Here is a 25,845-nt window from a genome sequence, read left to right as displayed (position 1 = left end):
GTGTTCGGAGAAGATCCCGATCAGGGAAGATTCCGCGCCGCTCGGGGCTTGACGGGAGAGCGGGGCGAGCCGCGGACGCGGGCATGCGACGGAAGGGACCGGTGCCGGTCATGAAGATCGATCTCACGGACACCAACTCCAGCAAGATCAACAAGGCGATCCTGGAGGCCCGCCGCGCCGTCGGCACGCCGGCGGTGGGCATGGTCCTCACGCTCGTCATCGTGACCGACGAGGAGAACGCCTACGACGCGGTGAAGGCCGCGAACGAGGCGTCCCGCGAACATCCGTCCCGCACCCTGGTGGTCATCACCCGGCACGCCCGCGCCCCGCGCGCCCGCAACGTCACCCGCCTCGACGCCGAGGTCCGGGTCGGCACCGACGCGGGCGCGGGCGAGACCGTCCTGCTCCGCCTGCACGGCGAGGTGGCCCGCCGCGCCGACTCCGTGGTCCTGCCGCTGCTGCTGCCGGACGCCCCGGTCGTCGTCTGGTGGCCGGTCGACGCGCCCGAGGTCCCCAGCCGGGACCCGCTGGGCTCCCTCGCCCAGCGCCGGATCACCGACGCCTACGCGATGGAGGACCCGATCGCCGCCCTCGCGACCCGCGCCGCCTCCTACGCCCCGGGCGACACCGACCTCGCCTGGACCCGCCTCACCCCCTGGCGCTCGCTGCTGGCGGCGGCACTCGACCAGGCAGGCGCGACGGTGACCTCGGCGGCGGTGGAGAGCGAGGCGGAGAACCCGAGCGCGGAACTCCTCTCCCGCTGGTTCGGCGACCGCCTCGGCGTACCGGTGGAGCGGGTCGTCACCGACGGCCCCGTCGTCACCGCCGTCCGCATGGGCACCCCGGACGGCGAGATCCGCATCGACCGCCCCGAGGGCCCGGTCGCCCACCTCTCCATCCCGGGCCAGCCCAGCCGCGTGATGGCCCTCAAGGTCCGCACGACGGCCGAACTCATCGCGGAAGAACTCCGCCGCCTGGACCCGGACGACGCCTACGCCTCAGCCCTCCGCCACACCCCCTGACCCCAACTCACGCTCCCCGTACGACGAACGGCCCCCACCCACCCCAGCCAGCGGTGGACGGGTCCCCACCCACCCCCTTCCCCACCCACCCTCACCCTCCCCGTCCGGCGGGGCGGGGGCCCACCCACCCGGGCCCGGTTGCCAGGGGTCCGGCGGGAGGGGGTCGGGGTCGGAGTGGGGGTGGGGGTGTCCGGACGTAAAGGCGAGGGAGCTCGTGCGCAGCACGGCGGACTCGACAGTCCGGACACCCCCACCCCCACGGAGGCCCCGACGACCCGCACCACCGACGACCCGCACCACCGACGACCCGCACCACCGACGACCCGCAACCCGCACCCGCACCGCTTCGCCATCCCCCGCAAAATCCCCTCCCGCCGCGTCAGTTCCTCCGCCGGATCCGCCAGCCGCAGATCCGGGAACCGCCGCAACAACGTCCCCCACGCGACCCGCGCCTCCACCCGCGCCAACGGCGCCCCCAGACACCACGACCCGGCGCGCTTCGACCACCCCTCCGAGCTGCGACTCGACCGCGCGCCCAACCCGCACCTCGGGTTCGGCCGCGGCGCCCACGCCTGCCTCGGCGCGTCCATGGCGATCCGGCTCGCCGGATCGGTCCTCGGGACCCTCGCCACGGATCACCCCGGCGCACGGGCGGTCGCGGAACCACGGCACCGGCGCAACCTCACCCTGCGCGGACTCGACCGCTTCGAGGTGACGCTGCGCGCCACCACGGGGGAGGACGTACGGACATGAAGTACTGGCACTGAAGTGAGCGCCGCGGGGCCCGCCGCTGAGGCCGCCCCGCGAACCGTCCCATCCGGCCCCGCGCCCTCATCCGGCGCGGGCCGGCCACGCCCCGGCCCTGCCCGCACCCCGTCGGCGCGGGGGCCGGCCACGCCCCGAAGCCCCCCGCGCCCGCCCCCGGCAACCACCAGCCCTCCCCGCTCAGTCGGGCGGGATGACCGAGGTCGAGGTCAGGATCACGATCCGGTCCTCCGGGGCGTAGCTGATCGTGGCGGTCATGTCCGGGTTCAGCCGGACGCCGTGGTGTGGCGGCTCACCGACGTGGCGGGCGAGGCGGTGACCGATGGCGAGGTCGCCGTGGCCCCGGACGGACTCGATCACGGTGCCGAAGCCGACCGGCCGGCCGAGAGGCACGAAGTCGGCCGCGGGGCGCAGCGTGATCTGGCAGCCGGTGGGGGCGAAGAGTTCGTCGAAGACCCGGTCGAGATGCGGGTTCTCGGAGATCTGGGCGAGGCGCAGGCTGAGCAGGTTGCTGCTGACGATCAGGTCGTCGGGCCGGGCGGCCTGGGCCAGGACACGGTTGCGGTCGTCCGTCATCTCGGTCACCAGGGTGTACGGCGGGGGTTCGTCCCCCGCCAGGTCGCGCAGGTTGAGCAACGTGGTGAGCGTCCCGGCGTCCGCCCCGCGCGGGTCGTGGTCGTCGGGGCCGAGAACCATCACATGGTCGTACTTCTCCACGCGGAGGCCCTCCAGGACGTGGCGCCGAGTGGTGTCCGCCCGTTGGGTCGTCAGTTCCAGACCGGCCTCGTAGGCGTCGTCGACCGGGTCCGGCGCGTCGGCGACCACATGGACGCGTGACCCCGTCGGCAGATGGGCGGCGAACTGTTCGACGATGTCCGTGAGCCGGTGGTTGTGGCCGAGGACGAGGACGCTGCGGCCGCTGCGCGCGGCAGTGGGCACCCCGGGGCGCGGCACCTCGGGCAGCTCGGGAACCTCGGGCAGCAGGGCGATGCTGGTGGCGGTCTCGCTGATGAGGACGATATCGTCGCCCGCGCCGACGCGGGTGTCCCCGGCGGGGTTCATCAGGATGGTGCCGTCCGGCCGGAGCAGCCCGATGACCGTGGAGGCGCGGAAGGCCCGCAGGATGCCGTCGAACCGGCGTCCGGTCAGTTCCGGATGGCGGCTCGTGTACAGCTCGTGGCCCGCGAAGTCCAGCAGCTCGGTGTAGACGTCGGACAGTCCGGACTGCAGGCTGCTCTGCACCATGAGCCGGGCGATGAAGCCCTGGGTGCTGACGACCCGGCAGCGGCGGCCGCCGGCCAGGCGCGCGGCGGCGAGGTTCTGGTGGTCCTCGATCCCCGTGACGACGAACGGGCCGGTGTCCGGCTCGTGCCGGGCCCTGGCCACGGCGAGCAGCGACCTGATGACGCCGAGGTCGGGACGGTCCTCCTCGGCCGCCAGGACGATCACGGAGCGGGCCCGCTGGGGATGCATGAGCGACACGTCCTGGGGGTCGGCCGGGTCCCCGGTCCGGCAGACGACCCGGGTGCCGCCGAGGGCGGGGACCCGCTCCCGGATCTCGTTCTCCATCCGGGTGCGGTCCCCGGCGGCGAGGACGGCGATGCACGAGCGGCGCCGGCGGCCCCGGTCGGCCTCGACGAGCTCGGCGATGAGCACATGCACCTGGGAGGACCAGCCGAGGATCACGGTGTGACCCGATTCCACGACGGGGGACCTTCCGGCGTGCAGCCGGGCGAGCTGGTTGTGCAGACCGGCGTTGATGACCGGGATGAGAGCACTCATCAGCATGATGCCGCTGAAGGCCATCACGACCGCGAGGGCGAGGTACGGGGCCGATCCCCGGTCCTTCACCAGCAGAGCCGGGCTGAGCACTCGCAGGAATCCGGCCCACACCGACGAACGCGCGCCCGCGGGCCGGATGCCGTCCGGCGCGAACAGGAGCAGCGTCAGGCCGTTCAGGACGGCGAACAGACAGCACAGGGCCGCCAGCACGAGGAACAGGGCGGGGGCGCCCCGTCCCATCACGGTGTCGACCCGGTAGCGGAACCGCTGCAGCACAAGCACTCCCGATCCTCCCCGCTTCCCCACTCACGCGGCCGGCCGGCGACCGGCGGCGGGGTCATGATGCGATCCCGGCCGGGACGAGCGGGGAAGGCAGGCCGGGCACGCCGCGCACTTCACACCTCGGCCGCACGGCGGACGCGACGGCGGCCACGTGGCGGTGAATTCCGGACGCCCGTGTGTGTCCCGCGCGGCGGGGCCGTCGCCGTCGCCAAGAGTGCGGGCATGCACACACCGTTCACCCGGCGCGCCGTGGTCGCCACCACCGGCGCCGCCGCCCTCGTCACCGCGCTGTCCGGCGCCTCACCGGCCACGGCCCTGCCCGGCACGCCTCCGGGGCGGCCCGCTCCGCAGGCTCCCGCCGCCTCCTGGGAGACGTGCCTCGCCGTCGCCCGGGCCATCCTGGTCCTTGACGAGCACGACGCACCGCTCGTCCCGGGCTACGCCAGGATCCTGCTCCACGACGGACTCCCGCGCGGGCGCCGCCGCAAGAAGGTCCTGATCGTCGGCGCGGGGCCCGCGGGCCTCGTCGCGGCGGACCTGCTCCGGCGTGCCGGACACGACGTGACGGTCGTCGAGGCGAACGGCAACAGGGTCGGCGGCCGCATCAAGACCTTCCGCACCGGGGGCCACGAGGGCGCCGCGCAGCCCTTCGCCGACCGCCGCCAGTACGCGGAAGCAGGCGCGATGCGCATCCCCGAGAGCCACCCGCTGGTCACCGGCCTGATGGACGGACTCGGGCTGCGCCGCCGCCGGTTCTACCTCACCGACGTGGACTCTTCGGGCAGGCCCGCGAACCGGACCTGGATCCAGGCCAACGGCGTCCGCGTCCGCCGCTCGGAGTACGAGCGGCGGCCCCGGACCCTGAACCGCACCTTCGGCGTGCCGGAGAAGCACCTGGACACCACGGCGGCCGAGATCTACCGGGCGGCGCTCGGGCCCGCGCGCTCCCTCATCGAAGGCAAGCAGGGCCGCGCCCTGGTCGAGGGCTGGGCCGCCGTGCTCCAGCGGTACGGCGACTGGTCGATGTACCGGTACCTCACCGAGGAGGCCGGACTCGACGCACGTACCGTCGACCTCGTCGGCACCGTCCAGAACGTCACCTCCCGGCTCCACCTCTCCTTCGTCCACAGCTTCCTGTCCGCCGCGCTGATCAGCCCGGACACCGCCTTCTACGAGCTGCCCGACGGCACGGCGACGCTGGCCGACGCGCTGTACGCGAAGGTGGCGGACGTCGTCCGCCTGGACCGCCGCGCCGTGCGGGTCGAACACGGCGCGCGCGGCGGGGTCACCGTCCACACGGTCTCCGAAGGGCGCGACGGCACCGTCGTCCGCGAGTCGTTCACCGGCGACGAGGCCATCATCACCGTCCCCTTCGCGGGCCTGCGCCACGTCACCTTCACCCCCGCGCTCTCGTACGGCAAGCGGAGGGCCGTGACCGAACTGCACTACGACGCCGCGACCAAGGTGCTGCTCGAATTCTCCCGCCGCTGGTGGGAGTTCGACGAGGCGGACTGGAAGACCGAGCTCGATGCCATCAGCCCCGGCCTGTACGAGCGGTACCGGCGCGGGGCCACCCCCGGCGACGGCTCCCTGCTCGGTGCTCACCCCTCCGTGCCGCCGGGCCACATCACCGCGGGCCAGCGCGCGCACTACGCCGCCCACCGGTCCGCCCTACGCGACCAGCCCGAAGCCGCCCAGGTCATCGGCGGCGGCTCGACCAGCGACAACGCCAACCGGTTCATGTTCGAGCCGTCCCACCCCGTGCCCGGAAGCCCCGGCGGCGTCCTGCTGGCGTCGTACAGCTGGGCCGACGACGCCCTGAAGTGGGACGCCCTCGACGACGAGGAGCGCTACCCGAAGGCGCTCGGCGGGGTCCAGGACGTGTACGGGCAGCGCGTCGAGGTCTTCTACACGGGCATGGGACGCACCCAGTCCTGGATGCGCGACCCCTACGCGTACGGCGAGGCGTCCGTCCTCCTGCCCGGCCAGCACACCGAACTGCTGCCCGACGTCGCCACCGCGGAAGGCCCGCTGCACTTCGCGGGCTGCCACACCTCGGTCAAACCGGCCTGGATCGAGGGAGCCGTCGAATCCGCCGTCCGCGCCGCCCTGGAGGTCCACACCCGGGAGACCGCGCCCCGCCCCTGAGGGCGGACCGGCCGGGGCGATCGCCGTCACTCACCCCACGGACAGCTCGCCGCCGCCAGCTCAAGCCCCGTCACACCGTCCGCCGCGCGCTCCCGGAGCAGTTCGCCGGGCAGTGCGTAGCGCGGCGCCGCCGCGTCCGAGCGGGCGGCGCGCTCCACGATCGCGTCGACCAGGGAACGCACCATGGTGAGCCGCGGATAGGCATGGTGGATCGCGGCTTGGTGCTCCTCGGCCACGTCGGCGCGGCGGCCGAAGTCGATGCCCACACCTTCCCGTGTGAGGTAGCTGAGCAGACCGCGCCGCTCGGCGATGCCGGGCGAGGTGTGCAGCGCGATCGCCTCCCACACCCGGTCCACGTCCGCCTCCGGGACCTGGTGACGGCGCAGCAGCTCCGCCGCCAGGTCCGCGCCCTCGACCTCGAAGCGGGCCGCGCCCTTGGCGAGCGTGCCGGTGCCGAGGTCGTGCAGCACGGTGGCGGCGAACAGCAGCTCACGGTCGTACGCGGCGTCCGTCAGGCATCCCTCGCGGGCCGCCAGGATCTCGGCGAAGAAGAACGTCCGCACGCTGTGGTTGGCGACCGGAAGGGTCTCGGTCTCGCGGACGGTGGTGAGGACGGCCTCGGCGAGCGGTCCCGTGGGCAGTTCGAGTGTGAAGTCCATGCCCGAACGATAGGAAGCGGGCCGTCCGCCCCGACAGTGGCACGCGGGCCGGTCATCGCTAGCATCGTGCCATGCCGACCCCCGCGCCCCGCCGCCCGACCGCGCCCGCGCCCAGGCCCCCGAGCGACAGCGAATCGGCGGCCGTCCCCACTCCCCACCGCGTCGCCGTCCTCGCGCTCCCGGGTGTCCTCCCGCTCGATCTCGGCATCCCGGTCCAGGCGTTCGGGAGCGGCACGCGGTACGAGGTGACCGTCTGCGCCGACCCTTCGGCCGGGCCGGTGGTCAGCGGCGGGTTCACCGTCGGCGCGCCCGCCGGGCCCGAGGCGTTGCGGGTGGCCGACACCGTCGTCGTACCGGGGTACGAGCACCCCGAGGCACCCCTGCCCGCACCGGTCCTCGCGGCGCTCCGCGCGGCACACGCGCGCGGGGCGCGCCTCGTGTCCATCTGCACCGGGGCGTTCGCGCTTGCCGCCGCCGGACTCCTCGACGGCCGCCCCGCGACCACCCACTGGGAGTACGCGGCCCGGCTGAAGGCCCGTCACCCGCGCGTCGACGTCCGGCCCAACCAGCTGTTCGTCGACGACGGCTCCATCCTCACCTCGGCCGGGGTGACCGCGGGCGTCGACCTCTGTCTGCACATCATCCGGTGCGACCACGGCGCCGCCGTCGCCAACGCCCGGGCCCGCGACCTGGTCGCCCCGCCGCAACGCCCCGGCGGGCAGGCCCAGTTCATCGACCGCTTCCGGCCCCCGGAGCGCGGTGACGAACTCGCCCCGCTGCGGGCCGCGTTGCTCGGCGAACTCGCCGTACGCCATGGTGTCGACGAGCTGGCGGCGCGCGCCCACATGTCACGGCGGACGTTCATCCGCCGCTTCAAGGAGGAGACCGGCACCTCCCCGATGGCCTGGCTCACCGCCGCCCGGATCGACTGGGCGCGGGAACTCCTGGAGACCACGACCACCCCCGTCGAACGGATCGCCCGGCTGTCCGGCCTGGGCAGCCCCGCCGCGTTCCGCGCCGCCTTCCACCGGCACGTCGGCACCTCGCCCGCCGACTACCGCGCCACCTTCCGTGTGACCGTGACCGGCCTCACAGGGAACCCCTGAGTCCCGAAGTGGCAGAGGTGGACATGGATCCAGGTTTCAGAGCCCGCGTGCGCGGCGGCGACGAAGGCGCGTTCAACGTGCTGTTCAGAGAACACGGCAAGGCCGTGTACAACCACTGCTTCCGGCTCGCCGGTGACTGGGCGACCGCCGAGGACTGCACGTCGCTCGTCTTCCTCGAAGCGTGGCGGCTGCGCCACAAGGTCGACCCCGAGGGCGGCAGCCTGCTGCCCTGGCTGCTCGGCATCGCCCACCATGTGATGCACCGCCGGTGGCGGGTGACCCGGCGGCACCAGGCCCTGATGGAGCGGATGCCCGCTCCCGAGCTGCTGCCCGACTTCGCCGACGAACTGGTCGGACGCCTGGAGGACCAGGAGCTGATCGCCGCGGTGAAGCAGGTCATGGACCGGCTCTCCCGGGGCGACCGCGAGGTCCTGGCGCTGTGCGTGTGGGCCGGGCTCGACTACGCGGGGGCCGCAGAGGCGCTCGGGGTGCCTGTCGGCACCGTACGGTCGCGGCTGTCCCGGGCCCGTCGGCGGCTGGAGAAACTGGCCCGAAAAAATCTTGTCCCGAACCTGGAACCCGTCGCCGTGGAACGGCAGACAGCTGATGACCGCACCGAAGCGGTCAAGCCGAACGAGAGGGGAGCGCGATGAACCGGAACGAGGACGACGACCTGCGGACGCTGCGTCGGATGCTGCCGGTGCCGGAAGCGCGCGACTTCCCGGCCGGCCGACGGACCCAGCGTGAGGACCATCTGATGACCAGTCTGCTTTCCCAGTCGCACCAGGACGAGACGGTGAGGCGGCGCAGGCGCCGTGGCGTGCGCATCGCCGTACCGGCCGGAATCGCCGCCGCGGCCGGAGCCGTCGCGCTCACCCTGCTGCCCGCCGGGACGGCCGCCGCCTACACCGTGGAGCAGGTCAAGGACGGCGGGGTCAAGCTCACCATCGCCCAGCCGGACGCCAAGCTCGACATCAATGCCCTGGAACAGGACATGGCGAAGGCTGGTGTCCACGTCCAGGTGTACACGGGCGACCCGAAGTGCACCGTCCCCTGGGAGAACTTCCCCGGCCCGAAGAGCGGCAAGCCGCCGCTCGGCACGCCCACCGTCCCGCCGGGGGCCAAGAACCTGCCGAACCCGCCCGCTCCCCCCGCGCTTCCGAAGGGCTCCGTCCCGACGGAGGACCCGGCGACGATGGCCACGCGGCTGGCGAAGGAGAACGGCAAGACCGTCCTCTTCATCAAGCCCGACAAGATCCCCCGGGGCCGGAGCATCATCATCGGATTCCCCAACGCCGAGCGCGGCAAGCCCGGTTCGTTCGACGTGATCAAGCCGGTCGTCCCCAAGGGCCCGATCCCGCCCTGCCTGCCCGCCGGGCTGCCCGAGCCGCCGCACCCGCCGACGCCGCCCGCGCCGGCCGCCAAGAAGTGACCCGGGCGGCCCGGTCCGCCGGGCCGCTCAGGCCGCCGGGCGCTTTCCAGTGTCCGTGCGCGGACACCAGCCGGCCGTCGACCGTGGTGGCGGCGAGCAGTCCGAGCATCATTGGCAGGGTCGCCAGCCCGGCGACGGCCGGTGCGTGACCGCGTGCGTCCTGGAAGTACCGGGTGAGCAGGGCGGGCGCGGCGAACATCGCGGGCCCGAGCGCGAACGAGGCGACCACGGCCGGTGTCAGGGTCCGGTCGCGCAGCAGCCGTGGCGGTACCACCGGGTCCGCGGCCCGGAACTCCACGGCCACGAAGGTCGCTCCGAGGACGGCGTCGGCCACCCAGGCCGCCGCCGTCCACCCGGACGACCAGACGAGGGACCGCCCCACGGCGGTGGTTCACCACAGCAGCACCGCCATCTGCGCGACGACCTCGGCCGCACCGAGGAACAGGTCCGCCGCCCCCTGCTCCAGTACGGCCGCACCAAGGGCTTCAGTCATGAGCTGATCACCCGTCAACTCAGCCTGGACAAACGCATCCACGTCGACCCGGAGGCCCTGTTCCTCACCCTTCGCGCGCTGCGCCGCGACGGCCGGGACGTGCTGCTCTCCGTCAGCCCCGCCTGCATCGGCCTGACCGGCGCCGCCCGGCTCCTCGACCTGCCGGTCGTGCCGGTCGTGCCGGTCGCGGAGGGCCCCGACGGCATCGACCTCACCGACCTCGCCGAGCGCATCGCCAAGGCCCGCGCCGACGACCTGCGCCCCCGCGCGCTCTACCTCGTCCTCGACCACGCCAACCCGTCCGGGCTCCCCCGCCGCCCCCGGGTTCGCGGGACTCGGCAAGAGCGACCGGACAACCCTCTAGGGTTGCGGACATGGCTGTCATGGATGTCCACAACGGTTCCAAGGGCTGGCTCGTCATGTGGCTCGAGCCCCTGGGCGAGGATCGATGGCTGAGGCCGGACGAGACGTTCCGCGTCCGATCCGACTACAACGGCGACGAGTTGGCCTTCTCCACCTCCTTCTGGGTGGACGACGACGACCGGGCGGCGGGGATCGAGAACGTCGCCGTCTGGATCGAGAACGGTGAGTGCTTCGCGGAAGTCGTCGACCGGGCGGGCAACGTCGTCGAGTGCGGCCACCAGCGGCCGGTGGAAGGCGCCAGGCGGTGGCAGGCCGGGCTCGAAGAGGCGCAGCGGCGCGTGGATCAGGGGCGCAGGGCGTAGCAGCGCAGGACGTCGAGGTCTGCCGTGCGGACGGTGGACCAGCCCGCGGTGAGCAGTTCGGCCCGGGCCGGGGTGATGCCGTGGTCCCGCACGGGGTCGTCGGCCTCGCGGCGGCCGGCGATCTCGGTGACCACCCAGAACGTGCCGCCGGGAGCGAGGAGGCCGCGCACGCGGTCGAGGAAGGCCGGCAGGTCGTCGATCCACCGGACGACCAGACGGCAGGTCACCACGGCGTAAGCGGGCTCCGGCAGCGCCCCGAGGTCGTCGGCCACGAAGTCCAGGCACCGCCACACCGGTTCGCCACCCGTCCCCGTCCCCGCCCCCGGGCCCTGCGCGGCGGCGAGCGCGAGCGCGCTCGGGGAGCAGTCCACACCGGTCGTCCGGTACCCGCGCCCGGCCAGCTGCCGGGCCAGCGCACCGTCACCACACCCGATGTCGAGCGCCGCCCGGCCGCGCCCGGGGCCGAGCCGGTCCTCCATCAGCCGCGCCTCGGCGTCGCCGAGCCGCCGATAGCGGCGGCCCCGCGACCAGAGCGGCTCCCAGTACGTGGCGGCGGCGGTGGTGGACGTCGTGGTCACGATGCGACTCCTCGGCGCGGTGAGGGGGACGCCCCCACGGTGCCGGAACGGACGCGACGCCCGCAGGCGAACCCCCACTTGTTCCCCCGGACGTCGCCTCCCGCCCGCCCCGCGGGCTCCCGCAGCGCCGCACGGGGCCCGTGCGGTCGGATCAGGTCGGAAGTCCCGCCGGACCAGCCCCGGACAAGCACCGCCCTGTAAGCTGGGCGACCGCACTTGACCTGCAAAAACGCAGGCAGGGAGCCTCACTCAGGAGCGATTCCATGTTCCGCACCATGTTCAAATCCAAGATCCACCGCGCCACCGTCACCCACGCCGACCTGCACTACGTCGGCTCCGTCACCGTCGACGCCGACCTCATGGACGCCGCCGACCTCCTCCCCGGCGAGCTCGTCCACATCGTCGACATCGACAACGGCGCCCGTCTGGAGACGTACGTCATAGAGGGCGAGCGCGGCTCCGGCGTGATCGGGATCAACGGCGCCGCCGCCCATCTGGTGCACCCCGGGGACCTCGTGATCCTCATCAGTTATGCCCAGGTCAGCGACGCCGAGGCGCGGGCGCTCGTGCCCCGTGTCGTGCACGTCGACGCCGAGAACCGCATCGTGGAGCTCGGGGGCGATCCCGCCGAGCCCACACCGGGCGGTGGCGCGGTGCGCCCGCCGTACGCCGTAGCGCAGGGGTCCGCGCCGTCCGCGCGGGCCTGAGAGCCCGGACGCCCGACCGTCCGGACGCACAGGGAGGCCCACACATGGCTGACGCAGCAGGGACCGCGGGGGCGGACCGGCGCCTGACGATCCGGGACGACCGGGCGCAGGGGCGGCTCGAAGCCTTCGACGACGGCGACTACGCCGGGTTCGTCGGCTACTTCGTGCTCGACGCCGAGGGCCTGCCCAAGGCCCTGGTCGCCGTCCACACCGTCGTCGAGGCCACCCACGAGGGCAAGGGCGTCGCCGGGGCGCTGGTCCGGGAGTTCTACCGGACGGCCGCCGCCGAGGGCGTCCCCGTCGTGCCGCTCTGCCCGTACGCCGTGAAGTGGGCCGAACGGCACCCCGACGAGGCCCCGGCCGCGCCCGAGGACGTCGTACGGGCCGCCAAGAGCCAGCTGAAGGCCAGCCCGGAACTCTGGTGAGCGCCGGGACCCATGCGTGCGGGCGCCACCCGAACGCATGGGTCCCGCGCGCGGGGGTACCCGGACGGGGGGACGCTGGAGCCGGGCCGGCCCCGGCCGTCCCGCCCCCGCCGGGCGCCCCGCCCGCCGGGCCCCGCGTCCGCCACCACACCCCGGGAGGCACACCATGACCCAACCCCCGATCCCCGACCCGCTGCCGTCGCCAGGACCGGTGCCGCCCGGGCCGCCGTCCCCCGTACCGCCGCCCTCGCCGCCGCCGGTCCCGCCGCCCAACCCCGTACCCGTACCGGATCCCGAACCCCAGCCGCAGCCCGGCCCCTTGGGCGGATCAGGGGCCTGACCGGCCCGGCTGCGACCGGACTCGCCGAAGCCCTTGTCACGCACCGTTGCCAGCCCCTACCGTGGGCGACTGCCGATGCGTTCGAGGGGGACCCCATGGCCGTACGTGGGAAGCACCGCCGCCACCAGCCGGGCCGGATCAACCGCGCCTCGCTCGTCACCGCCGGTGGTGCGGGCATGGCCCTGCCGCTGATCGGCGCGGGCCCCGCGCACGCCGCCGCGCTCGACGTGTGGGACAAACTCGCGTCCTGCGAGTCCTCCGCCAACTGGCAGATCAACACCGGCAACGGCTACTTCGGCGGCCTGCAGTTCTCCCAGTCCACCTGGGAGGAGTACGGCGGCACCCACTACGCCCCGCGCGCCGACCTCGCCTCCAAGGACCAGCAGATCGCCGTCGCCGAGCGCGTCCTCAAGGGCCAGGGCCCCGGCGCCTGGCCCGCCTGCGGCCCGCGCGCCGGCCTCGAGCGCGGCGGCGCGGCCCCGGACCTCGCCCCGCAGACCGAGCGCTCGCGCCCGCTGAGCGACACCCCGCGCGCCAAGAAGGCCGCGTTACCCGCGCAGCGCACCCCCGCCTCCGGCGCCACGGCCACCTCGGTGCCGACCGTCCGCGAGATGTACACCGTCGCACCCGGCGACTCGCTGTCGAAGATCGCCCGCGACGAGCAGGTGCGGGGCGGCTGGCCCCGGCTCTACGCCGCCAACCGCACCGTCGTCGGCGACGACCCCGACCTGATCCTGCCCGGCCAGCGCCTCACCCTGCGGATGACCGCGCCCGCGCCCGCCCCGGCGAAGCCCCCCACCGCGAAGCCGCCCACCGCGAAGCCCTCGGCCAAGCCGCCGGTGAAGTCCACGGCCAAGCCGCCGGTCCAGACCCCCGTGAAGCCGCCCGCGACGAAGCCCGTCCCGGCCAAGCCGCCGGTCGCCAAGCCGGTGACCAAGCCCGTCGCCCACCCGGTGACCAGGCCCGCGGCAAAGCCCGTGACGAGGCCCGCGAGCAAGCCCGCCGCCAAGCCGGTCAGCAGGCCGAAGCCCGCGCCCGCCCCCGAGCGCGACCGGTTCACCGCCCCCGTCGCCGACACCGACATCGGCACCCGCTACCGCAAGGCCGGTTCCTCCTGGTCCAGCGGCTATCACACGGGCGTCGACTTCCCGGTCCCCACCGGCACCTCGGTACGGGCCGTCGCCGAGGGCAAGGTGGTCTCGGCGGGCTGGGGCGGTGCGTACGGCTACCAGATCGTCATCCGGCACGAGGACGGCCGCTACAGCCAGTACGGCCACCTCTCGGCGCTCAGCGTGCGCGAGGGCCAGCGGGTCGTCAGCGGCCAGCGGATCGCCCGCTCAGGGTCGACCGGCAACAGTTCGGGACCGCATCTCCACTTCGAGATGCGGACGGGACCCGGGTACGGGACCGACATCGACCCCCTCGCCTACCTCAGGGCCCGCGGCGTCTCCATCTGACTCCCGGGCCGACCCCGACCCCGACCCCCGGGCCGACCCCTGGGGGTGCTCGCCCGCGTCGGCACGGCCCAGCCGGTCCAGGGTCAGCTGCACCAGGCCGCCCGCCGCCACCGCGCCGCAGATCAGCGCCGCGACGGTGCCCGCCGCCCCGTACCGGAACGACTCGCCGAACAGGGTCAGGCCGACCGCCGCCGCGACCACCGGGTTGACCACGGTGACCGTGGCGAGCGGCGCGGCGAGACCCGCGCCCCGGTAGGACGCCTGGGACAGCAGCAGGCCGGTGACCGCGAGCGCGGACAGCGTCAGCAGGCTGGTCCACTCGGCGAGCGGCGCGCCCGCCGTCCACTCCTCGGCGACCGCCTTGGTGAAGACCGAGGCGATGCCGAACGCCACCCCGGCCGCCGTCGCCAGGATCACGCTGCGCAGCACCGAGCGGCCCACCACCCGGGCCAGCAGGAACAGCACCGCCACCGCGCCGAAGGTCACGAGGGCGAGCAGCCGCCGGTCGGCGTCGGCCAGTGGATGGCCGTCCGAGCCGCCGGTCAGGCTCAGCAGCCCGGCCAGGCCGACCGTCGCCATCACCGCGCCGCGCCACGCCGTCCGCCCCACCCGGCGGCCCACGAACAGCGCCGCCATCGGCAGCGCGAACACGATGGTGAGGGCGCCGAGCGGCTGCACCAGGCTGAGCGGGCCGTACGCGAGGGCCGCCACGTGCAGCGCCGCGCCGAGGCCGTTCAGGAGCACCGCGCCCCACCACGCCGGTCGGCGCACCGGCGCGTACCGCGGGCCCTCGGCCGACGCCGCGACCCGCTCCTGCACGATCGCCGCGGCCGCGTACGCGACGGCGGAGACCAGGGAGAGGAGAACGGACAGCAGGAGGGGGCTCATCTCTCCACGATCGCTCTTCGGGGGCGTTCCCGTCGTCGTCCCTGGGGACGCGATCGGCCGTACGGCGAACGCAGTACGCGCGGCCCGCGTACACCCCCGGATGTACGCCGTCGCAGGTCAGACAGGGTGGAATGCGCCGTTAACGGCGCTCGCGGGCGGCGCGTGCCGGGCCTTCGCACGCTCCTGGACGGCACGATTCCGAGCCAGTACGCCACCGGGCCGGGCCACATTGGCCCGTACCCTGTCGTCCATACTCTGGCGTACGGCATCTAGGGGAGGACCGTTGGTGGACCTGGCCGAGAGCGCACGGATCGGCGGCTTCTTCGCCCTGCGCACCACCCCGCCCGCCCCCGGCACCACCGCCCACCTCCCGCTCGCGCGGGTGTACGCGGCCGGGGACCCGGACGCGGACGGCGCCGCCGCGCTCCGGGCCCGGGTCGACCGGGTCACCGCCCGGCTCGGCGCCCGCGAACGCCGGGTCGGCGCCTCCATCGCCCAGCTCGGCCTCGCCGCCCGCCTCTGGTCCACCGCGCTCGGGCCAGCCGCCCTGTACGGCCGCTTCCCCGACCTGTCGCCCGCCACCCTGCACTGGGACGGCGCCCTCACCTCGCCCGACGACCTCTGGTGGGCGGGCCCCGGCGACGGCGCGGCCGATCAGGAGAACGTGCCCGATCAGGAGTGCGTGCCCGGCCAGGAGCGGGGCACCCGCCCCGCCACCGTCGCCGAGCTCCGGGCCGCCGTCCAGGAGGCCCACCTCGTGCCCCTGCACGCCGCCTTCGCCCGCTCCACCGCGATCAGCCCGCGGCTGCTGTGGGGCAACGCGGGCTCCGCGCTCGCCGGGGCGCTGCGCGAGCTGACCCGCTGGGCCAGGGCCGAGCGGCGGCCCGAGGTCGCCGAACGGGCCGCCGCCCTGGTCCAGGGACTCTTCGAGGACCCGCTCCTGGCCCGTACCGTGCGCGGCCCCGCGCTGCGCCGCACCAGCTGCTGCCTCTACTACCGGACACCGACCGGCGGCCTGTGCGGCGACTGTGTGTTCGACCACGCCCCGGGATCGCGTTTGGAGCGGCGGCCCTCGGCTCCGTAAAGTTGCGTCTTCGAAACCCGTCCGTGAATCCGGTGGCGGCGCGAACGATCGAGGAAGCACGAAGGCCATGACGGTGACCGAAGAATCCCAGGACCACGGGCCGGGCATCGACCCCGAGCGCCTGGCCGTCTGCCTCGCGGTGCTCGACGAGCTCGACAAGATCGAGGTCGACCACCCCGACGCCATCGCCGTCCGCCGCGCCACCGCCGGGATCTACCGGACCGTGAAGCAGCGCCGCCGCCAGGAGCGCAGGGCGTCCAAGACCGCCCACGACAAGGCGGTCACCGAGGCCACCGCGACCGGCTCCGCGCAGCGCATCGACGACGAGACCGAGGGCATCCTGCCGTCCTCGATCACCGAGGCGGGCCGGATCGCGGGCATACTCCAGCGCCCCCGCTCCTGCTACACCTGCAAGAGCCGCTACGTCGAGGTCGACTACTTCTACCACCAGCTCTGCGCGGACTGCGCGGCCCTGAACCGGGCCAAGCGCGACGTCCGCGCCGACCTCACCGGCAAGCGCGCGCTGCTCACCGGCGGCCGCGCCAAGATCGGCATGTACATCGCGCTGCGGCTGCTCCGCGACGGCGCGCACACCACCATCACGACCCGCTTCCCCAAGGACGCCATCCGCCGCTTCAAGGCGATGGAGGACTCCGCGGACTGGATGCACCGCCTGGAGGTCGTCGGCATCGACCTGCGCGACCCGGCGCAGGCCGTGGCCCTGGCCGAGCAGGTCGCCGCCGCGGGACCGCTCGACATCCTGATCAACAACGCCACCCAGACCGTGCGCCGGCTGCCCGCCGCCTACGCGGCCCTGGTCGACGGCGAGTCCGCGCCGCTGCCCGCCGGTGAGCTGCCCGCCCACCAGGTGATCGGCGCCTTCAACTCCGGCGCCGTCGACGGCATCGCCGCGCTCCCGCTGGGCACCAGCGGCCTGGACGCGCAGGCGGTCGCCGACCTCGCGCTCGTCGCGGGCAACGCCAGCATCGAGCGGCACCTGGACGGCACCGCGATCGACGCGGGCGGCCTGGTCCCGGACGTCGTCGACACCAACACCTGGGTGCAGACCATCGACCAGATCTCGCCGATCGAGCTCCTGGAGACCCAGCTCTGCAACTACACCGCGCCGTTCATCCTCATCAGCGCCCTGCGCCCGGTGATGGCACGGGCCGCGGCCGAGGCGAAGAGCGGCCGGGCGTACGTGGTGAACGTCTCCGCGATGGAAGGCGTGTTCAACCGCGGCTACAAGGGCGCCGGGCACCCGAACACCAACGCCGCCAAGGCCGCGATCAACATGGTGACGCGGACCAGCGCGCAGGAGATGTTCCAGAGCGACGGCATCCTGATGACCTCCGTCGACACCGGCTGGATCACCGACGAGCGCCCGCACTATGACAAGCTGCGGCTCGCCGAGGAGGGCTTCCACGCCCCGCTGGACCTGGTCGACGGCGCGGCCCGGGTCTACGACCCGATCGTGCGCGGCGAGGTCGGCGAGGACCTGTACGGCGTCTTCATGAAGGACTACGCGCCCGGCAAGTGGTGACCCGGACTCCGGTCCCGCGCTCTCTGGTGACGACGGGGCCCCGGCGACGGCCGGGGTTCCGGTCCACCGTTCCCGAGCAGGGGAAACGGGCCAGAGTCACCCGATCGCGTCACACTTTTGTGCGCCATAGAGCGCTGGCGCGCTCATCTGGTTAATCTGATGTCCACGGTCGGTCATCGGGGTTTCACCGAACCCCCTGAAACCGGCCTGGGGACTGGCCCGACACGGCCGCGCATCCCGCCCGCAGAACGGCGCCACCGCGACCGAACGGCCCTTGACCCCCATTGGCACGCGACACAAAGGAGTGCGCGGTGACACCAGAGACCAAGCAGGAGCAGAGCCCCGTCGAACCCACCGTCCGGACCGCCCGGACCGGCCGGTCCGGCGAGCTGGGCAGCCTGGAAGTGTGGGCCCGCTCCGCACCGATCCGGCTGGCCGGTTACGAGGACGACCTCGCCGAGCCGCACATCCTGCAGGGCATCGACTGACCGTCCGCCGCCGACGGCCGGCCGCCCGCCGACCGCTCCCCGGCTGAGCTTCACCGTCATCGCCCCGTGCCCCCGTGCCGCCCCCGAGCGGCCGGGGGCACGGGCGTGCCGCCTCACGGGTCGCGCAGGTCGCGCAGCCGTACCGGCGGCAGATACTCCCGTACCGGCGTGCGGTGCCACCACGCCCCGGTCGCCCGCAGCTCCGCCCAGGTCGTGTACCGGTAGCGGTAGAGCCGGCAGCGGATGTACGTGGGCGGCGCGGCCGCGAACGGGTTGTGCCGCAGCAGCCGCAGGGTGTCCCGGTCCCCGGCGAGCAGCCGCTCGACGAACGGCCCGAACCAGTCGCGGGCGTAGCCGGGGGACAGCGCCGCGAACCACATCAGCCAGTCGAGCCGCAGATGGTACGGCGCGAACTGCCGGGGCAGGCGCCGGGGATCGCCCGGTTTCCCCTTGAAGCCGTACTCCCGCCACACCGTGCCCGGGTGCGGCGCCGTCACCTCGTCGGTGCCCTCGATCACGATCTCCTCGCGGATCCGGCCGACCGAGCCGAACGCGCCGTACGCGTTGACCAGGTGCAGCGGGTCGTACGAGCGGTTCATGGCCTGGTGGCGGGAGAGCAGGTTGCGGGCCGGGCGGCGGCTCAGGAAGAGGATCAGGGCGGTGGCGGCGCACACCACGACGACGTACCAGAGCGGTGCCTCGCGGTGGGCGGCGGCCGGGACGGAGCCCGTGCCGGTGAGCAGGGTGGTGTCCACGGCGGACAGCGCGAGGACGATGGTCAGCCAGTTCAGCCAGGCGAAGTTGCCGGAGAGGACCAGCCACAGCTGGGTGGCGATCATCAGGCAGGCCGCGAAGGTCGCCACCGGCTGGGGGGTGAACAGGAGCACCGGGACGCCGAGCTGGACGACGTGGTTGGCCGCGCACTCGACCTTGTGCAGCGGCCGGGGGAGGTGGTGGAAGAACCAGCTGAGCGGTCCCGGCATCGGCTGGGTCTCGTGGTGGTGGTAGAGACAGGTGAGGTCACGCCAGCAGCGGTCGCCCCGGATCTTGATCAGACCCGCGCCGAACTCCACCCGGAACAGCAGCCACCGCAGCAGGAACAGCACCAGGACCGGCGGCCCGGTGTCGTCGTTGCCGAGCAGCACCGCGAGGAAGCCGGTCTCCAGGAGCAGCGACTCCCAGCCGAAGGCGTACCAGGTCTGCCCGACGTTCACGATCGACAGGTACAGACCCCAGAGCACCAGCCAGAGCAGCATCGACACCGGCAGCGGCACCGCGTCGCCCGCGCCCGCCGCGAGGGCGAGGGCGAGTCCGGCGCCGCCCCAGGCGACGCCCGCGAAGAAGCGGTCGGAGTAGTGCAGCCGGAACAGGCTGGGCGCCCGCCGGGCCGGGACCCGCCGCAGATGGTCCGGGACCGGCAGCATCCCGCGCGCCCCGATCAGCGCGCGGAACTGCAGCGCGGCCGAAAGGAACGCGACGGTGTACAGACCGGCGAGCCCCCGTTGGAACACGATCCGGCTCAGCCACTGGTCGGGTGCGGTGAACCACTCCATCGCGTCCGGCGCCGTACGCCGTCAGGGCAGAGGTGGGCGCGGGGGCGGGACGGCGGCCGTCAGCTCTTCTCGTCGCCGTCGTCCGCCGACCGCTCCCCCTCCGCCTGGGACGGTGTGGTGCGAGTGGTCATGGGATGGAGATGCGACTTCTGGGCCGCGTCCATGTCCTCTTCGAGGCGCTCGCCCTCGGCCTGCGAGGGGCTGGTGTACTCGTCGTACTGGCTCATTCCCGCCTCCTGGGGATGGCTTACGGAGGTACAGAAGGAGCCTAACGCCGGGCGGCCCGACCGGCCCGGCTTAGGGCGTGCCCTATCCCCGTCCGGCTTCGGCCGTCCGGACCAGCCGCGCCAGGGTGCGGCCGAGCCTGCGGGCGTACCCGAGCTGGAGGGCACGCACCACGGGGCCGCCGAGCCGGGTGTACCAGGCGGCGGCGCGGCTGAAGGCGGTGACGGTGAACCACACCGAGCCGTCCGGGCGCAGATCCACCACGAAGGACTCCTCGCCGCACTCGGGGTGGCCGTCGAGCGTGCCGTACGCGAAGCCGGTCTCGCTCTCCGTGTACGCGGTCCAGATCACCCGGCAGGGCGCGACGAAGTGCACGGGCCCGAGGCCCATCGAGACCTCCAGGGTGACGCCGGGCGCGGCCCGCCGGGCGCGGCTGGTCACCGTGGCGCCGCTCGCCCGGTGCATGGCCCAGGTGGTCACGGCGTCCCCGGCGGTCGCGTAGGCGGCGGGCCCTTCACCGACCCGGACGCTGTGGTGCAGATGGTGATAGCCGCCGGGCAGCGGCCGCACCCGGCTGGCGCCGACCTCGCGGTAGTTGAGGTCGCCCGTGGCGGTGGCCGGAGCGGGGACGTCCGAGAGGCTGCGGATGAGACGGGTCATGCCGGGAGCTCCGTTCGGTGAGCGGTACGAGCGGTACGAGCGGTACGAGCGGTACGGGCGGGGTCAGCAGTACAGGTGGGGCGCGTCGTACGGGTGAGGGCGGTGATGCTCCCGGTGCGGGTCCAGGCGAGCAGCGCGCAGAGTGCGAAGCCGAGCGCGTTGCCGAGGCCGTGGGTGGCGGCCATCCAGGTCAGGCTGGGGTGCGGGAGCCCGGTGGCCTCGCCGAGCGCCCAGCTGAGCGCGAGCAGCATGGTGGCGACCAGGATCGCGGCGGAGGTGCCGAGCAGAGCCCGGGTGGTCCGGTCCGGCGCCCCGGGCCGCAGTTCCCGCCAGGTGACCAGGGCGACCGCCCACATCCCGGTGGTCAGCACCACCGCCCCGGCCAGTTCGGCCCAGTCGTCGACGAAGTAGCCGAGCAGGACGAGCAGGGTGCCGAGCGGCACGCTGAGCGCGGCGAACCGGGTGGCCCGGCCGTCCGCCGCCCGGCAGACCAGACCGGCGACGAGGGCCGCGGTGAAGCCCGCGAAGTGGAAGTGCGGGACGGTCAGCGCGAGGATGCCGGGCTCGAAGCCGAACAGCGTGTGCCCGCCGCGCTCGGCGACCAGGGCGAGCCCCGCGACGGCCGGGGTGGCGAGCGCGGTGAGCGCGGCGATCTCGGCCGGGGCGAGCGAGCGGGTGCGGGCGAGCCGGACCGGCGCGTGCAGCGCGAGCGCCAGGGTGGCCAGGGCGTAGCAGCCGGCCAGGGCGACCGCGAGCGGGCCGCGGGGCAGCCAGAGCGAGACCGCGCCGGGCAGGGCGAGCAGCGGCCAGGCCCGGCCGAGCAGCCGCAGGCTCGCGGGGCGCGGCCCGTCGAGCAGCCGCAGGCCCAGCGGCACGATCACCAGCATGCCGAGCAGCACGATCAGGCCGACCAGGACGGACATGGACCGGCACCCCCCCCGGGACGAAGCGGAAACCCGCCGACACCCGCCGACGCGCTCCTTTGAACGCGTTCAAGGCTGTCGTGGCTGAGCCTAGAGGCTTCCCTGAACGTGTTCAAGTGGGCTTTCGGGGCGCGCCGGGCGCCGGATGGACGCGCCCCGATTGCGGCCGGGCGCCCACTGCGGCAGACAGGAGAGAACGACACCTCCGAGAGAACGACCTCGCGGCGACCGGTGGGAGCTTCAGTGCGCGACGCATCCAGACGACGGACCTCACCCGGGCCCGGCGCCCCGCGTCGCGCCACGCGCCGCCACCGGCCCCAGGACCGGCCAGGACCCGCCCCCCGCCCCCTCCTCGGCACCTTCGCCGCGCTCGCCGCCGCCACCCTGCTCCTCGCGGGCTGCTCCGGCGGCGACCCGGGCGAACCCGGCGCCGAGCAGAACCCCGCCGCCGCACCCGCCCGCGAGGTGCTGCTCCAGCCCGCCGGGTCCCAGGGCCCGGCCCCCTTCACCGCGTCCACCGCCCAGGAGGGCGTCCCGGTCAGCCAGGAGGCGCCGCCGGTGACCGGCGTGACCGACCCGGTCCCGGCCGGACGCACCCTCACCGGCGCCACCCCCGGCCTCTACGGCGGCACCCGCTCCGTCGCCAGCTGCAACGTCGACCAGCAGGCCGCCTACCTCGCCGCCGAACCCGCCAAGGCCCGGGCCTTCGCCGAGTCCGCCGGGATCCCCGAGAACAACCTCGGCGGCTGGCTGCGCGGCCTCACCCCGGTCCTGCTCCGCGCCGACACCCGGGTCACCGGACACGGCTTCGCCGACGGCCGGGCCACCGCCTTCCAGACGGTCCTCCAGGCCGGCACCGCCGTCCTCGTCGACGAGTACGGCACCCCCCGCGTCCGCTGCGCCTGCGGCAACCCGCTGCGCTCCCCGGCCGCCACCGCCGAGGGCGCCGCCGCCACCGGCGAGCCCTGGGCGGGCTACCGCCCCGATCGGGTCGTCGTCATCACCCCCACCACCGGCGTGGTCGGCAGCCTGGTCATCGCCAGCGCCGCCGACAACACCTGGCTGGAGCGCAGGACCGGCTCCGACGGCGAGCAGGACCGCAGGCCCGATGTGCTCCCGCCGTGCGACCCGGCCTCCTGCGACCTGGTCGCGAACCCGCCCGATCCGGTGCCCGACGGCGATCCGGCCCCGCGGCCGCCCGCCACCGGCGGCCACCCGCCGGTCCCGCACCACACCCCGGCCGCGCCCCGCGAGCCGCAGCGCTCCGAGGAGCCCGCCGCCCCGCCCGTACCGGACCACGGGACCACCGCGCCGCACCCCGACGTGCCCGCGGTGCCCGACCCGCCCGACGCCCCGGCCGTCCCCGACGGTCCTGGCGAGCCGCCGCCGCCCGAGCCGCCGCCGTCCTTCGACGAGGTGCTGCCGGGCGACCCGGTGCCCCAGCAGCCGGAGACCTTCGAGGGCTGACCCGCGCGTTGTTGCCAAGCTGTGCCGATCTTCGCCGTGCGAGCGGGCGTACGGGCGCCTAGTTTGGCCCCATGACTGCGGGCAGAGGGGGCGGGGAGACGGCCGAGGGGTGCTGCTTCCTGCATGAGTTCGGCCAGGAATTCGGGATGGGCAGCTTCGACTGGGACCTGCTCACCGGCCGGATGACCATGGACGAGGGTGCGCTGAACGTCTTCGACATGGAGCCCGGCGAGTACGACGACGACCCCAGCACCCTCGGCAGCCGCGTCCTCACCGACGAGAGCCGCCGCCTCGACACCCTGGTCACCCAGGCCCTCAAGGACGGCAGCGAGCGCTACGGCGCCTACTTCCGTATCCGCACCCGCTCCGGCGTCCAGCGCTGGACCCACACCCAGGGCCTGGTCAAGCGGGACGCCACCGGGCGCCCGGTCCGTATCGTCGGCATCGTCAGGGACGCCTCCGAGGAGCTCACCGAGTCCGCCGCCCGGCTCGGCCTTGACGAGGGCAGACGCCAGCGCACCAGCATCGTCGAGGGCATGACGGCCGCCCTCGCGCACGCCCGCACCGTGCAGGACATCATCGACCTGCTCAACGACTCCCAGGGCATGGACCACTTCGGCGCCGCCAGCCTCGTCATGGGCCTCCTGGAGGCCGGCCGCATCCATCTGGTCGCCGAGGGACCCGACGGCGCGTTCGTGCCGGGCACCCGGTTCACCCGGGTGGACGAGCCGTACCCGATGAGCGAGGTCGTCCGCACCCTGCGCCCCCGCTTCATCGACTCGCCCGAGGACTTCGCTGCCTCCTACCCGATCCTCTGGCCGCACATCAGCGGCCTCGGCATCACCTCCGCCGCCTATCTGCCGCTGATCGCCCAGGCCCGCCCGATCGGCGCCCTCGGCCTGCTCTACAGCGACCGCACCGGCTTCAGCGCCGACGAGCGCAACCTGCTCGTCGCCCTCGGCAGCTCCATCGCCCAGAGCCTTCAGCGCGCCATGCTCTACGAGCAGGAGCACGACCTCGCCGAGGGCCTCCAGCAGGCCATGCTGCCGCGCCGGATCCCCGAGGTGCCGGGCGCCCAGATAGCGGTCCGCTACCGCTCCGCCCGGCTCGGCCGGGACATCGGCGGCGACTGGTACGACATCATCCCGCTGCCCGGCGGCCGGGTCGGCGCCGTCATCGGCGACGTCCAGGGCCACGACACCCACGCCGCCGCCGTCATGGGCCAGCTGCGGATCGTGCTGCGCGCCTATGCCGCCGAGGGCCACACCCCGGCCACCGTGATGGCCAGGGCCTCCGTCTTCCTCCACGAGCTCGACACCGAACGCTTCGCCACCTGCACCTACGCCGAGGCCGACCCCGGCACCGGACTCGTCCAGATCGTCCGGGCCGGACACGTCGACCCGATGGTCCAGGACCGCGACGGCAGCGCCCACCGGCTGCCCGTCGACGGCGGCCTGCCGCTCGGCCTGTCCGCCGAGTTCGGGCGGCTCGACTACCCGGTCAGCACCGTCGAGCTGGACCCCGGCCAGACCCTGCTGCTCTACACCGACGGTCTGGTCGAGAAGCCCGGCGCCGACCTCGACGAGGGCCTTCAGTGGCTGTCGTCACTGGTCAAGCGCGGCCCCGGCGACCTCCAGGAACTCGCCGACCACCTGTGCGAGGTGGTCGACGAGCGCGGTGGCGAGGACGACGTGGCCATCCTGCTGCTGCGCCGCGAGGGAGCCCTGCCGCAGACCGGCGGACGCCTCCAGCAGCACGTCGGACAGAACGACCCGGAGGCGCTGAGCTCCGCCCGCCACATGATCAGGGCCGCCGTCCGCGCCTGGGGCGCGGGCAGCCGCTCCGACGAGATCGAGCTGGTCGCCGACGAACTCATGACCAACGCCCTGATGCACACCGACGGCGGCGCCATCGTGACCCTGCGGATGCTCGCCGGGCCCGAACGGCGCCTCCGGGTCGAGGTGGAGGATCGTTCCAGCGCCCTGCCGCGCCGCCGCGAGGCCGGGGAGTCCGGCGTCTCGGGGCGCGGCCTGCTGCTCGTCGACCGGATCTCCGACCTGTGGGGCGTCGAACCGCGCGGCGGCGGCAAATGCGTGTGGTGCGAGTTCGCCACCGAACCGCCGGAGCCGGGCCTGCCGCCGGAGCCGGGGGAGTAGCGGGGCGGCGCCCCGGGGCGTCCGGCGCGCGGGCGCCCCGCCCGTACGGCAGGGTGGGGACATGCCGGAGCTGCCCGAGGTCGAAGCACTGCGCGAGTTCCTGGACGCGCGGCTCGTGGGCAAGGAGATCGCCCGCGTGCTGCCCGTCGCGATCAGCGTGCTCAAGACGTACGACCCACCCGTCACCGCGCTCGACGGGGCCCGGGTCACCGAGGTCGCCCGGCACGGCAAGTTCCTCGACCTCGGCACCGAGGGCCCGGCGGGCGCCCTGCGCCTGGTCACCCATCTCGCCCGGGCCGGCTGGCTGCGCTGGCAGGACGTGCTGCCGTCCGGGCCGCCCAAGCCCGGCAAGGGCCCGCTGGCCCTCCGGGTCGCGCTCACCGGCGGCGACGGCTTCGACCTCACCGAGGCGGGCACCACCAAACGCCTCGCCGTGTACGTGGTGCGCGCCGCCGCCGACGTGCCCGGCGTCGCCCGGCTCGGCCCCGACCCGCTCGCCGACGACTTCGACCTGGCCGCCTTCACCGCCCTGCTCGCCCCCGAACGCCGCCAGCTCAAGGGCGCGCTGCGCGACCAGAGCCTCGTCGCGGGCATCGGCAACGCCTACAGCGACGAGATCCTGCACGCGGCGAGGATGTCGCCGTTCAAGCCCACCCAGAACCTCACCGCCGACGAGACCGCCACCCTGTACCGCGCGCTGCGCGACACGCTCGCCGAGGCCGTCGCACGCTCCCACGGGCTGGCCGCCGGGCGCCTGAAGGCCGAGAAGAAGAGCGGTCTGCGGGTGCACGGACGGGCCGGTGAGGCATGTCCGGTGTGCGGCGACACCATCCGCAGCGTGTCCTTCAGCGACAGCTCGCTCCAGTACTGCCCCACCTGCCAGACCGGCGGCAGGCCGCTCGCCGACCGCCGCCTCTCCAAGCTCCTGAAGTAGCCC

25 protein-coding genes are annotated in these 25,845 nt (G+C 74.2%); 16 read left to right on the top strand and 9 right to left on the bottom strand.

The features are described 5' to 3' along the window. Window positions 1-110 precede the first annotated feature (110 nt). Complete coding sequence (opcA, locus tag ACIPXM_RS25835) at window positions 111-1,022, top strand: glucose-6-phosphate dehydrogenase assembly protein OpcA (protein ID WP_401659703.1); 912 nt, start codon at window positions 111-113, stop codon at window positions 1,020-1,022. Between the two features lie 186 nt (window positions 1,023-1,208). Then, window positions 1,209-1,775: a hypothetical protein gene (locus ACIPXM_RS25830; RefSeq protein ID WP_401659700.1), complete on the top strand. Its 567-nt coding sequence runs from the start codon at window positions 1,209-1,211 to the stop codon at window positions 1,773-1,775. A gap of 192 nt (window positions 1,776-1,967) precedes the next feature. Here the strand turns inward: ACIPXM_RS25830 and ACIPXM_RS25825 are convergent, their stop codons facing one another. Beyond that, window positions 1,968-3,851 (bottom strand): potassium transporter TrkA, encoded by a 1,884-nt coding sequence (locus ACIPXM_RS25825; RefSeq protein WP_401659697.1) that lies wholly within the window; start codon window positions 3,849-3,851, stop codon window positions 1,968-1,970. A gap of 222 nt (window positions 3,852-4,073) precedes the next feature. On the opposite strand from ACIPXM_RS25825, the gene ACIPXM_RS25820 reads away from it, so the two are divergent. Beyond that, window positions 4,074-5,999 (top strand): FAD-dependent oxidoreductase, encoded by a 1,926-nt coding sequence (locus ACIPXM_RS25820; RefSeq protein WP_401659694.1) that lies wholly within the window; start codon window positions 4,074-4,076, stop codon window positions 5,997-5,999. Window positions 6,000-6,025: 26 nt separating this feature from the next. On the opposite strand, the gene ACIPXM_RS25815 is transcribed toward ACIPXM_RS25820, so the two are convergent. Beyond that, entirely contained in the window at window positions 6,026-6,658 is a 633-nt protein-coding gene (locus ACIPXM_RS25815) for an HD domain-containing protein (protein ID WP_401659691.1), read from the bottom strand. Between the two features lie 71 nt (window positions 6,659-6,729). Between ACIPXM_RS25815 and ACIPXM_RS25810 the strand changes: the two genes are divergently transcribed. From ACIPXM_RS25810 to ACIPXM_RS25800, 3 genes are read left to right on the top strand one after another with little or no spacing between them, the layout of a single operon-like run. After that, window positions 6,730-7,764 carry a GlxA family transcriptional regulator gene (locus ACIPXM_RS25810; protein WP_401659689.1) on the top strand — a complete coding sequence of 345 codons (1,035 nt, stop codon included), beginning with the start codon at window positions 6,730-6,732 and terminating at the stop codon, window positions 7,762-7,764. Between the two features lie 23 nt (window positions 7,765-7,787). Continuing rightward, complete coding sequence (locus tag ACIPXM_RS25805; RefSeq protein ID WP_401659686.1) at window positions 7,788-8,417, top strand: RNA polymerase sigma factor; 630 nt, start codon at window positions 7,788-7,790, stop codon at window positions 8,415-8,417. Continuing rightward, a complete protein-coding gene (locus ACIPXM_RS25800) occupies window positions 8,414-9,196 on the top strand; it encodes a hypothetical protein (RefSeq protein WP_401659684.1) in 783 nt (260 codons plus the stop codon). Before ACIPXM_RS25805 ends, ACIPXM_RS25800 begins: the two co-directional genes overlap by 4 nt. A gap of 391 nt (window positions 9,197-9,587) precedes the next feature. On the opposite strand, the gene ACIPXM_RS25795 is transcribed toward ACIPXM_RS25800, so the two are convergent. After that, on the bottom strand, window positions 9,588-9,980 hold the full coding sequence (locus ACIPXM_RS25795; RefSeq protein WP_401659682.1) for a hypothetical protein: 393 nt from the start codon (window positions 9,978-9,980) through the stop codon (window positions 9,588-9,590). Window positions 9,981-10,063: 83 nt separating this feature from the next. On the opposite strand from ACIPXM_RS25795, the gene ACIPXM_RS25790 reads away from it, so the two are divergent. Next, window positions 10,064-10,414 (top strand): hypothetical protein, encoded by a 351-nt coding sequence (locus tag ACIPXM_RS25790; RefSeq protein ID WP_401659679.1) that lies wholly within the window; start codon window positions 10,064-10,066, stop codon window positions 10,412-10,414. Here the strand turns inward: ACIPXM_RS25790 and ACIPXM_RS25785 are convergent. Continuing rightward, the gene (locus tag ACIPXM_RS25785; protein ID WP_401659676.1) at window positions 10,396-10,992 is read right to left on the bottom strand and encodes a class I SAM-dependent methyltransferase; all 597 of its coding nucleotides are present in this window, start codon (window positions 10,990-10,992) and stop codon (window positions 10,396-10,398) included. The two genes, ACIPXM_RS25790 and ACIPXM_RS25785, sit on opposite strands and share 19 nt — an antisense overlap. 263 nt (window positions 10,993-11,255) lie before the next feature. Between ACIPXM_RS25785 and panD the strand changes: the two genes are divergently transcribed. The 3 genes from panD (at window position 11,256) to ACIPXM_RS25770 (ending at window position 13,921) form a co-directional block, all read left to right on the top strand. Then, complete coding sequence (panD, locus tag ACIPXM_RS25780) at window positions 11,256-11,699, top strand: aspartate 1-decarboxylase (RefSeq protein ID WP_401659673.1); 444 nt, start codon at window positions 11,256-11,258, stop codon at window positions 11,697-11,699. 44 nt (window positions 11,700-11,743) lie between these two features. Continuing rightward, a complete protein-coding gene (locus tag ACIPXM_RS25775) occupies window positions 11,744-12,124 on the top strand; it encodes a GNAT family N-acetyltransferase (RefSeq protein WP_401659670.1) in 381 nt (126 codons plus the stop codon). Window positions 12,125-12,559: 435 nt separating this feature from the next. Beyond that, window positions 12,560-13,921 (top strand): transglycosylase family protein, encoded by a 1,362-nt coding sequence (locus tag ACIPXM_RS25770; RefSeq protein ID WP_401659667.1) that lies wholly within the window; start codon window positions 12,560-12,562, stop codon window positions 13,919-13,921. On the opposite strand, the gene ACIPXM_RS25765 is transcribed toward ACIPXM_RS25770, so the two are convergent. Beyond that, window positions 13,802-14,809 carry a DMT family transporter gene (locus tag ACIPXM_RS25765; protein ID WP_401659664.1) on the bottom strand — a complete coding sequence of 336 codons (1,008 nt, stop codon included), beginning with the start codon at window positions 14,807-14,809 and terminating at the stop codon, window positions 13,802-13,804. The two genes, ACIPXM_RS25770 and ACIPXM_RS25765, sit on opposite strands and share 120 nt — an antisense overlap. Before the next feature lie 286 nt (window positions 14,810-15,095). Between ACIPXM_RS25765 and ACIPXM_RS25760 the strand changes: the two genes are divergently transcribed. The 3 genes from ACIPXM_RS25760 to ACIPXM_RS25750 all read left to right on the top strand — a co-directional run bounded on the left by ACIPXM_RS25760 (window position 15,096) and on the right by ACIPXM_RS25750 (window position 17,924). Then, a complete protein-coding gene (locus tag ACIPXM_RS25760) occupies window positions 15,096-15,893 on the top strand; it encodes an IucA/IucC family C-terminal-domain containing protein (protein WP_401659661.1) in 798 nt (265 codons plus the stop codon). A gap of 67 nt (window positions 15,894-15,960) precedes the next feature. Next, a complete protein-coding gene (locus tag ACIPXM_RS25755) occupies window positions 15,961-17,436 on the top strand; it encodes an SDR family NAD(P)-dependent oxidoreductase (RefSeq protein WP_401659659.1) in 1,476 nt (491 codons plus the stop codon). Between the two features lie 311 nt (window positions 17,437-17,747). Continuing rightward, window positions 17,748-17,924, top strand: a complete 177-nt coding sequence (locus tag ACIPXM_RS25750) for a hypothetical protein (protein ID WP_401659656.1) — start codon at window positions 17,748-17,750, stop codon at window positions 17,922-17,924. Between the two features lie 113 nt (window positions 17,925-18,037). On the opposite strand, the gene ACIPXM_RS25745 is transcribed toward ACIPXM_RS25750, so the two are convergent. From ACIPXM_RS25745 to ACIPXM_RS25730, 4 genes are all read right to left on the bottom strand, one after another. After that, window positions 18,038-19,477: a lipase maturation factor family protein gene (locus ACIPXM_RS25745; protein WP_401659654.1), complete on the bottom strand. Its 1,440-nt coding sequence runs from the start codon at window positions 19,475-19,477 to the stop codon at window positions 18,038-18,040. 59 nt (window positions 19,478-19,536) lie between these two features. Beyond that, window positions 19,537-19,704 (bottom strand): hypothetical protein, encoded by a 168-nt coding sequence (locus ACIPXM_RS25740; RefSeq protein WP_401659652.1) that lies wholly within the window; start codon window positions 19,702-19,704, stop codon window positions 19,537-19,539. 82 nt (window positions 19,705-19,786) lie between these two features. Continuing rightward, window positions 19,787-20,362, bottom strand: coding sequence for a DUF1990 family protein (locus tag ACIPXM_RS25735; RefSeq protein ID WP_401659649.1), 576 nt, complete (start codon window positions 20,360-20,362; stop codon window positions 19,787-19,789). Beyond that, the gene (locus ACIPXM_RS25730; protein WP_401659646.1) at window positions 20,359-21,285 is read right to left on the bottom strand and encodes a YndJ family protein; all 927 of its coding nucleotides are present in this window, start codon (window positions 21,283-21,285) and stop codon (window positions 20,359-20,361) included. The genes ACIPXM_RS25735 and ACIPXM_RS25730 overlap by 4 nt, the downstream gene beginning before the upstream one ends. 243 nt (window positions 21,286-21,528) lie before the next feature. Here ACIPXM_RS25730 and ACIPXM_RS25725 point away from each other — a divergent pair, with 243 nt between their 5' ends. From ACIPXM_RS25725 to ACIPXM_RS25715, 3 genes are all read left to right on the top strand, one after another. Beyond that, entirely contained in the window at window positions 21,529-22,752 is a 1,224-nt protein-coding gene (locus tag ACIPXM_RS25725; RefSeq protein WP_401659644.1) for a DUF6777 domain-containing protein, read from the top strand. Window positions 22,753-22,898: 146 nt separating this feature from the next. Then, window positions 22,899-24,908, top strand: coding sequence for a SpoIIE family protein phosphatase (locus tag ACIPXM_RS25720; protein ID WP_401659869.1), 2,010 nt, complete (start codon window positions 22,899-22,901; stop codon window positions 24,906-24,908). Between the two features lie 61 nt (window positions 24,909-24,969). Continuing rightward, window positions 24,970-25,842, top strand: a complete 873-nt coding sequence (locus tag ACIPXM_RS25715; RefSeq protein WP_401659642.1) for an Fpg/Nei family DNA glycosylase — start codon at window positions 24,970-24,972, stop codon at window positions 25,840-25,842. Window positions 25,843-25,845 lie beyond the last annotated feature (3 nt).

Origin of the sequence: Streptomyces sp. NPDC090025, assembly GCF_044748125.1 — a bacterium.
Classification (GTDB): Bacteria; Actinomycetota; Actinomycetes; order Streptomycetales; family Streptomycetaceae; genus Streptomyces.
Note: the sequence above shows the minus strand (reverse complement) of the source record. Positions and strands in the feature narration are given on the sequence as shown.